Annotated in this window: 8 protein-coding genes; 1 reads left to right on the top strand and 7 read right to left on the bottom strand. The window is 62.4% G+C overall.

Features of this window, described 5'->3' with window-relative positions; translation table 11 throughout:
* Positions 1-645 (top strand): S1C family serine protease (locus HMPREF1546_RS14600; RefSeq protein ID WP_021752070.1); only part of this gene is annotated, 645 nt, incomplete at its 5' end.
* Positions 646-701: 56 nt separating this feature from the next.
* On the opposite strand, the gene HMPREF1546_RS14595 is transcribed toward HMPREF1546_RS14600, so the two are convergent.
* The 7 genes from HMPREF1546_RS14595 to HMPREF1546_RS14560 form a co-directional block, all read right to left on the bottom strand.
* On the bottom strand, positions 702-1,358 hold the full coding sequence (locus HMPREF1546_RS14595; RefSeq protein ID WP_021751388.1) for an HAD hydrolase-like protein: 657 nt from the start codon (positions 1,356-1,358) through the stop codon (positions 702-704).
* A 36-nt stretch (positions 1,359-1,394) separates the two neighbouring features.
* Positions 1,395-2,435, bottom strand: coding sequence for a helix-turn-helix domain-containing protein (locus tag HMPREF1546_RS14590; protein WP_021751389.1), 1,041 nt, complete (start codon positions 2,433-2,435; stop codon positions 1,395-1,397).
* 137 nt (positions 2,436-2,572) lie between these two features.
* Positions 2,573-2,782, bottom strand: coding sequence for a helix-turn-helix transcriptional regulator (locus tag HMPREF1546_RS14585; protein ID WP_021751390.1), 210 nt, complete (start codon positions 2,780-2,782; stop codon positions 2,573-2,575).
* Between the two features lie 228 nt (positions 2,783-3,010).
* Positions 3,011-3,577 (bottom strand): NADH peroxidase, encoded by a 567-nt coding sequence (locus HMPREF1546_RS14580; protein ID WP_021751391.1) that lies wholly within the window; start codon positions 3,575-3,577, stop codon positions 3,011-3,013.
* Between the two features lie 149 nt (positions 3,578-3,726).
* Complete coding sequence (locus HMPREF1546_RS14575; RefSeq protein ID WP_036631361.1) at positions 3,727-3,912, bottom strand: DUF4177 domain-containing protein; 186 nt, start codon at positions 3,910-3,912, stop codon at positions 3,727-3,729.
* A gap of 100 nt (positions 3,913-4,012) precedes the next feature.
* Positions 4,013-6,094, bottom strand: coding sequence for an elongation factor G (locus HMPREF1546_RS14570; protein ID WP_021751393.1), 2,082 nt, complete (start codon positions 6,092-6,094; stop codon positions 4,013-4,015).
* A gap of 567 nt (positions 6,095-6,661) precedes the next feature.
* On the bottom strand, positions 6,662-8,080 hold the full coding sequence (locus HMPREF1546_RS14560; RefSeq protein WP_021751395.1) for a spore germination protein: 1,419 nt from the start codon (positions 8,078-8,080) through the stop codon (positions 6,662-6,664).
* Positions 8,081-8,281: the final 201 nt, after the last annotated feature.

Genomic DNA, 8,281 nt, shown 5'->3' with positions numbered 1-8,281 from the left:
GCGGACCGCTGCGCGGCCGCCGTGTTCCGTCTGGACACCTATGAGACGGAGGCGTACCGGGACGAGGGCCTTGTCACCGGCGAGGCCAGCGGCTTCTTCATCACGGAGGACGGGCTGGCCATCACCAACTACCACTCCATCGCGGACGCGGTCTCTGCCACCGCCACGCTCTCCACCGGGGATGTATATGAAGTGGAGCGGGTCATCTACTACGATCCGGACATCGATATCGCGGTGATCCGCGTCTCCCACGCCGCCCTGAAGGGACACGACACCTCTGCTTTTGCCGCGCTGGACATCGCGGATTCCGGCACCGGAGACCTGCGGGCGGGCGACACGGTCTACGCCATCGGCAATCCCCTGGGCCTGGGGCTGGCAGTCAGCTCCGGCATCGTCAGCGCCACGCAGCGGGATGTGGAGCGGTACGCCCTGCCCTGCGTCATGAGCACCGCCGACATCTCCGAGGGCAGCAGCGGCGGCGCCCTGCTGAACGTCTACGGTCAGGCGGTAGCCGTTACCTCCGGCGCCTATGTCTACGGCAATAGTATGTATCTGGCGGTGCCCATCGACCCCATCCTCACCGCCGATCTCACTGGTGAGGGCCTGACCCTGCCGGAAGTCCTCGAGGCGGAAACCGTCGGCTGAATACCGAAGCGCCTGAAAGAGGCGGCGCCCCATGGGCGCCGCCTCTTTTTTCGCATTCAATGGGTCAGGATGAACTGCTCCAGCTCCTCCGGTGTCCGGACCACGGCCACAGCGCCGCTCTCCGCCAGCTCGCCGGGGGCGGCGTAGCCGAAGAACTCCACACCCGCGCAGGCGATGCCGCACGCCTTGGCGCCCAGCACGTCGAACTTCCGGTCCCCCACCATCAGGATCTCCGGCTTGTGGGCCTCCCTCAGCTCCAGGCGGCGCATAGTCTCCCGGATCACGTCCGCCTTGCTCCAGTCCCCCACGGGCGGGCTGCCCGTCACAACAGCCAGAGACGGCGTGAAGCCGAACTTCTCGCAAATGGGCACACACAGGCTCTCCGGCTTGGAGGAGGCCAGAGCCAGCACATAGCCCCGGGCCTTCAGCCGGGCGCACAGGTCCGCCATGCCGGGGGCGGCCATGTTCTCAAACTTGCCGACAGGCTCGTACCGCTCCCGGAAGGCGGCGATGGCCTCCGCGGCCCGCTCCGCCGAAAAGCCGCAGAATTCCGCGAAGGAGTCCTGCAGGGGCGGGCCGATGAATTTGATGAGGGTGCTCTCCGGCGGCACCGGCTCCCCCAGCTTGTCAAAGGCATACCGCAGGCTGTTGAGGATGCTCTCCTTGGAGTCTGTCAGCGTGCCGTCCAAATCAAAGAAAATATAGTGATACATACACTTCTCCCCTTATTCTTCGCCGGAGAGATTCTATCATGTTTCGCCCTCCTCCGCAAGAGGGGGGCGCCGCTTTTTCCAATGTAGCAGCGTCCAAACCAGCACGCCAGCCCCGGAGACGGCGCCGGCGATCAGCACCCCCTGCCGCAGCCGGAGCCAGAGTGCCACATCCGCCTCCAGCCGCCCCCGCAGGATGGTCCAACTCTCCGGGAACCCGTCGCGGACCAGCTCTTCCCCATATCGGGCGATCCAGGGCGCCAACACCCGGTCCAGCTGGCCGTCCGCCAGGAACCACAGCCCCGCCAGAAGTACCGCCCACGCCAGCCACACCAGCCAGAGCCGCCGGGTCCGCCGCAGGAAGCCGCCGCTCCGGTGGAGCATTGGCCGCAGCCGCTCCGGTATCCACAGCAAAGAGGCATCCGCCCCCGCCCGGCGGCGCAGGGCCCGCTCCAGCACGGCGCACAGCAGCGCCAGCCCCACGGCGAAGAGCAGCGGCTTCCAGGCTTGCATGGTGTCGTAGTACCGCATCTCCGCAAAGTCCACCTCCAGCCTGCCCAGCCGCACCAGCCGCAGCAGGGCCCACCACTGGACGGCGGAGGCGGCCAGCAGCTTGCGGTACAGGTTTTCCCAAATTTTAGCATCCAACGATATATCACCGTACCGGGCCGGATGGACAGCCAGCACATAGCCGATCCATAAGAGGCCCACCGACAGCGGCCAGGCCGCCAGACTGACATAGGCCACCCGGAATGCCGCCAGCACACCCAGCGCCAGGCTGCCGATGAAACAGAGGTCGAACCGGGTCCGCAGCCGCAGCAGCAGGAGGCGCCGCCGTGCCGGTCCCTGGGCCTCCGCTGGCCGGCCCCGCAAGGTCTCTCCCGCCAGGATGTCATCGGCGGTGACGCCGTACAGCTCCGCCAAGGCAGGCAGCACGGTGATATCCGGCAGCCCCGCGCCGTTTTCCCACTTGCTCACGGTCTTGTTGGAGACACCCAGCTGATCCGCCGCCTCCTGCTGGGTCATGCCCCGGGCTTTCCGCAGCGCCGCCAGATAGGCGCCTGTCTTTCCGGCATCCATGGGCCTCCCTCCTCTCTGGCCTCAGCATACCGCAAATCAGGCTGTTTGACCACCCCCCGCCCTTGAATTTTGTCTGCGGAGCGTAGAATCGGGCCGGGGACGGCAAAAAACGGCAGAGCGTGCGGCCTGCTCTGCCGTTACGCTTTCCCGTCCGGAATATGCCGCATAATGTCCCCCACCTCACACTTCAGGATCTTGCAGAACATCTCAATGGTGTGGGGGCTGACGCTCTCATTCCGCTTCAGGCGGGTGATCTGGGCTGGATTGATGTGCCAGCGCCTAATCAGGGCGTATTGAGAGATGCCTTTTTCCTTCATTTTGTCCCGCAGGCTGTCATAGGAGATCATCACACGCAAGCCTCTCTTTCTGCCTGCATGTTAACCGAAATTGATGTATGACCAGATCAACCAACATCAGTTCATGTATATGGGAGCAGAAAAGCAAGCGCCCCTCAGGGCCTTGAAAGATGTTACAGATTCTGATTAGTTTCGTGCGGCGCGAACGGTCTTACCTCTCTTTTTATAAAAATCCCCCCGGCCGGCGGCCGGGGGGATTTGCCGTATGGACTTTTCGAATCAGCCGAAGTACCGCTTCAGCAGGCCCTCGAACGCCTTGCCGTGACGGGCCTCGTCGCGGGCCATCTCATGCACGGTGTCGTGGATGGCGTCCAGGTTGTACTGCTTGGCCAGCTTGGCCAGCTCGAACTTGCCCAGGGTGGCGCCGTTCTCGGCCTCGACCCGCATCTCCAGGTTCTTCTTGGTGGAGTCGGTCACCACATCGCCCAGCAGCTCAGCAAACTTGGCAGCGTGCTCGGCCTCTTCCAGAGCGGCCCGGCGCCAATACTCACCAATCTCGGCATAGCCCTCACGATATGCCACGCGGGACATGGCCAGATACATGCCGACCTCAGTGCACTCGCCGGTGAAGTTGGCGTTCAGACCGTCGATGATCTCCTTCTGGACCTCGGCGGGAACAGACTCGCCGAAGGACTTGCCCACGCCGACCACATGCTCGGCAGCCCAGCTCAGCTCACCCTTCTGCTCGGTGAACTTGGAGGCGGGAACACCGCACTGGGGGCACTTCTCGGGGGGATTCTCGCCCTCATAAACATAACCGCAGACAGAGCAGACCCACTTCTTCATAGTAAATGTCCTCCTTTTATACTTATCTTTTTTGAAAGCCTTTTTTCCTCAGTCCCCTTGGGACAGTTTGAGTATAACAGGATATTCTAATATTTTGAAGTTGCTTTTGCAACTAATAGAAAACTTTTCCTGGATTTTAAGTCGGCAATTTACGACTCCCGTTCAAAGATCAGGTCCACCTGGCTAATCCCGCCGTGCCCCGTGAAGCTCACCGGAAAAAATCCTATATACCGCCATCCCTCGGCGGCGTATTTGTCGATGAGCTCCCGGTGCTCCCGGGAGCCAGACAGAAATCCGCCACCGGTATCCACCGGAATGTATTTATATTGATACATGTGCCCGCTCCTTTCATACAAATTAACAGCTTGTGGCATTTCTGCTTACAGAAACGGCGGGGAGTTTGCTCCCCGCCGTTTTGGTTTTTGCAAATGTGCGTTATCTTTCCTCCGCCGCCTGGAGCGCCTTCGCCTCCGCGATGGCCTTCTCCTGGGCCGCAGGCGGGCAGTCCTCGTAGCGGACGAAGTGGAAGGTGAAGCTGCCGCGGCTCTGCGTCATAGACCGCAGATCGATGGCGTAGCTGCCCATCTCAGCCATGGGCACCTCCGCAGAGATCACCTGGTTGCCGTCGCCGGTGGGATCCATGCCCATGACGCGGCCCCGGCGCTTGTTCAGATCGCCGATGACGTCGCCCATGTAGCTGTCGGGCACAGTGACCTTCAGCTCGCCCACCGGCTCCAGCAGGACCGGGTTGGCCTCCGGCAGGGCGGCCTTGTAGGCCAGCTGCGCCGCGGTCTTAAAGGCGATTTCGGAGGAGTCCACCGGATGGTAGGAGCCGTCGTACAGCACGGCCTTCAGGTTCACCACGGGATAGCCCGCCAGGGGACCGTGGGCGCAGGCCTCCCGCAGGCCCTTCTCCACCGCAGGGAAGAAGTTCTTGGGCACGCTGCCGCCGAAGACCTCCTCGGCGAAGATCATGTCGTCCTGCTCCGTCTGGGGTTCAAACCGGATCCACACGTCGCCGAACTGGCCGCTGCCGCCGGTCTGCTTCTTGTGGCGGCCCTGCTTCTGGACAGTCTTGCGGATCTTCTCCCGATAGGGCACCCGCACGGGCTTCAGATCCGCCTCCACATTGAAGCGGCTCTTCAGCTTGCTGACCAGCACATCCACCTGCATGTCGCCGGAGCCGTTGAGCACCATCTGGTGGGTCTCGGCGTTGTTGGTGACGGAGAAGGTGGGATCCTCCTCGTTCATACGGGCCAGGCCCTGGGCGATCTTGTCCTCCTGGCCCCGGGTCTTGGGCACGATGGCCACGGAATAGCAGGGCTCTGCGAAGGGCAGTTCCTTCAGGGCGACGACCTTCCGGGCGTCGCACAGGGTATCGCCGGTCTTGACCTTCTCCATCTTGCCGATGGCGCCGATGTCGCCGCAGCCCAGCTCCTTCACCTCGGTGGCCTTCTTGCCCCGCATGGTGTACAGGCGGCCCAGTTTTTCAGAGACGCCGGTGCGGGCGTTGACCATGGGCAGATCCGGCGTCAGGGTGCCGGAGAGCACCTTGACGAAGCTGTACTTGCCGTACTGGTCAGAGACGGTCTTGAACACGAAGGCCGTAGGCACGCCGCCGGGGGAGACCACAAAGGGCTCCGTCTCGCCGTCCTGGCGGGTGGCCTTGTGATAGTTGCCCTCCATGGGGTTGGGCAGCAGGTCCACGATGTCGTCCAGCAGCATCAGGCTGCCCATGCAGTTGACAGCGGAGCCGCACAGCACGGGGAACAGGCTCAACTCCCGCACGCCCTGGCGCAGGCCCTGAATCATCTCGGCGTAGGTGAAGTCCTCGCCGCCGAAGAACTTGTCCATGAACTCCTCGCTGGTTTCGGCCACGGACTCCTTCAGGGCGTTGTTGAACTCCTCGATGACGGCGTCCTTGCCCTCGGGGATCTCGATCTCCACCCGCTTTTGGTCCTGCATCTCATAGGCGCGCTTGTTCAGCACGTCGATGATGCCGGTGACCTTCTTGCCCTCGTCCCAGATGGGCACCACCAGAGGCGCGATCTTGTTGCCGAACCGGGCCCGCAGAGCCTCGAAGGTGGCGTTGTAGTCGCTGTTGTCCTCGTCGGTCTTGGAGATATAGATAAAGCGGGGCATATTCCGCTCCTCGCAGTATTTCCACGCCTTCTCCAGGCCCACGGACACGCCGTCCTTGGCGGAGCAGACGATGATGGCGGCGTCGGCGGCCCGCAGAGCCTCGATCACCTCGCCGGCGAAGTCGAACGCGCCCGGCGTGTCCAGCACGTTGATCCGGCACCCCTTGTACTCCAGCGGCGCCACAGCGGTGGAGATGGAGATCTGCCGCTTGGTCTCCTCCGGATCATAGTCGCAGACCGTATTCCCGTCCGCGCCCCGGCCCATCCGGTCGATGGCCCCGGTCATATACAGCAGGCTCTCTGCCAGGGCGGTCTTGCCGTTTCCGCTGTGGCCCAGCAGACAGACGTTGCGGATGTTTTGTACAGAATAGCTCATGTTTGTTCCACTCCTTATGTTGTGCTGTTGCCGCGGCCAGTCCCACCGGCCGCCGGGGATGCCTAATGTAGAAATTATACAACCTTTGCCGGTGCAATACAACAAAAATTTTGGCACATTCCCCGTTTTGGGCAGGAGAGTGAAAAAACAGCCGGAAATTTCGTCAAGTCGGCGAAAAACAGTTTCCCCCCGCCGGGCGGCGCCATGCAGGCACGCACGGCCGTCTCCAGCGCGGCTGCAAAGACGGCAGCCGGGCCGTCCGGCCACCGGAGCAGCTGTGGCGGCCCCTCATTTCTCTCCGCCGGCTGCATCTCTCCCGCCTGTTCAAATTTCCCCTCCATCCAAATCTGAAGGGGTGTAGAAGTTCATGATGATCCGTGATATGAGTCCCTTCTCTCCTCGTCAAACGCACCGGGGTGGGCTTTTGTCCCCGCAGTCCGTTTCATCAGAGCGCCCATTTTTTCCAAAAGAGGTTGGAAATGCCACAGTTTGAAAAATTTTCTGCTTTCGGGTAAAAAACGCGCCGGACAGAATCCTGTCCGGCGCGTGCGGGGAGGCGCGGGTCTCTCAGGTGTTGTCCCGATTGATGGGTTCCCGCACCAGCAGCCGGCGAAGCGCCTTGCCGTTGAAGGGGATCAGGGGATAGAGATACCCGTGGCCCACCAGGGGTTTTGTGGTGGCCAGCAGGACCAGGATGCCCACGAACCCCAGGCAGAATCCCCAGACGTCGAAGGCCGCTGTCAGCAGCAGCAGCGCCACCCGCAGCAGCTTGAAGGCGTACCCCAGCTCATAGCTGGGCTGGGCGAAGCCCGCCACGGAGACGAATGCCATATACACCAGTACTTCCGGCCCCAGCCATCCGGCCTGCACGGCAAAATCACCCAGGATCAAGGCCCCCAGCATGGAGAAGGAGTTGGACAGCGTATCCGGCGTGTTCAGGGACGCCAGCTTCAGCACGTCGATCAGGAATTCCACCACCAGCAGCTGGGACAGCAGAGACAGCGCCGCCGGCTCCGGGGAGGAGAGGAAATCCAGCCAGGACGGCAGGCGCCCCGGCGAGCTGACCATCAGGTACCAGGCAGGGGTAATCAGCAGGGAGATCAGGAACACCGTCACCCGCAGGACCCGCAGATACGTGCCCACCAGCGGGGGAAAATAGAAGTCATTGGCCTCCTGGGTAAAGTCAAAAAAGGTGGTGGGCAGGATCATCACCGCCGCAGAGTTGTCCACCATCAGGATGATGCTGCCCTCCATGACGCAGGCGGCGGCGGTGTCCGGCCGCTCAGTGTACCGCACCTTTGGGAAGGGGTTGTACCACTGCTTGGGGCGGATGGCCTCCGCCACGCTCTCCTGCGCCATGGTGAGGGAGTTGGCCTGGATGTTCTGGAGCTTGTGGCGCAGCTCGTCCAGCAGGGCGTGGTCCACCCGGTCATCCAGGTAGCACAGCGCCACGTCGCTGTGGGTCCGCTGGCCGACCTTCAGCCCCTCCATGGTCAGGTGGGGATCCCGGATGCGGCGGCGCAGCATGGCCATGTTGGGCACCACCGCCTCAATGAATCCGTCGTGAGAGCCCCGGAGGACCTTGCCGTCCGGTGGCTCTCCCACGCTGCGGCTGGGATACTCCTTGGCGTCGATCAGCGCCGCGCCGGACAGCCCCTCCATCACCAGCAGGCTTTTGCCCATCAGCACGGAGGTGACGATGTCATCCCGGTCATAGCTGACGTTCACCTCCATAAAGGTCACATAGCGGTCCGCGAACTGCTGCATCTCCGTCAGGCCCTGCACCGCCTCCGGCTGGAGCGACAGCCAGAAGGCCCCCATCCGCTCCAGGATGGCGTCCCCGCCGAAGCCGTCGATGACCCAGAACCGGGCCCGCCGGCCGCCCACATACAGGTCCCGACATACCATGTCGCAGCTGCGGCCTGCCCCTAGCACGTCGTTGAACCATTGCACATTTTCCTCATAATTGGATGAAATCCGATTCATGCTCCACCTCCGTGATCCCCGCTAGTATGTGCCACGGCGGCGCGGTGTATGCCCGACAGCGAACACAAAACGGAATATCATCCGTCAAAAATCCACATCATTTTCAAAAATCCGGCAGGAAAACAGCGCATCCAACGCCGGATGCGCTGTTTGTTCCGTTCTGTCTTACGGCTTGTTCTCCGACTCCTTGGAGGCGGCCTG

It is taken from the genome of Oscillibacter sp. KLE 1745 (genome assembly GCF_000469445.2).
Taxonomy (GTDB): Bacteria; Bacillota; Clostridia; order Oscillospirales; family Oscillospiraceae; genus Oscillibacter; species Oscillibacter welbionis.
This window is presented reverse-complemented; position numbering and strand designations above follow the sequence as displayed.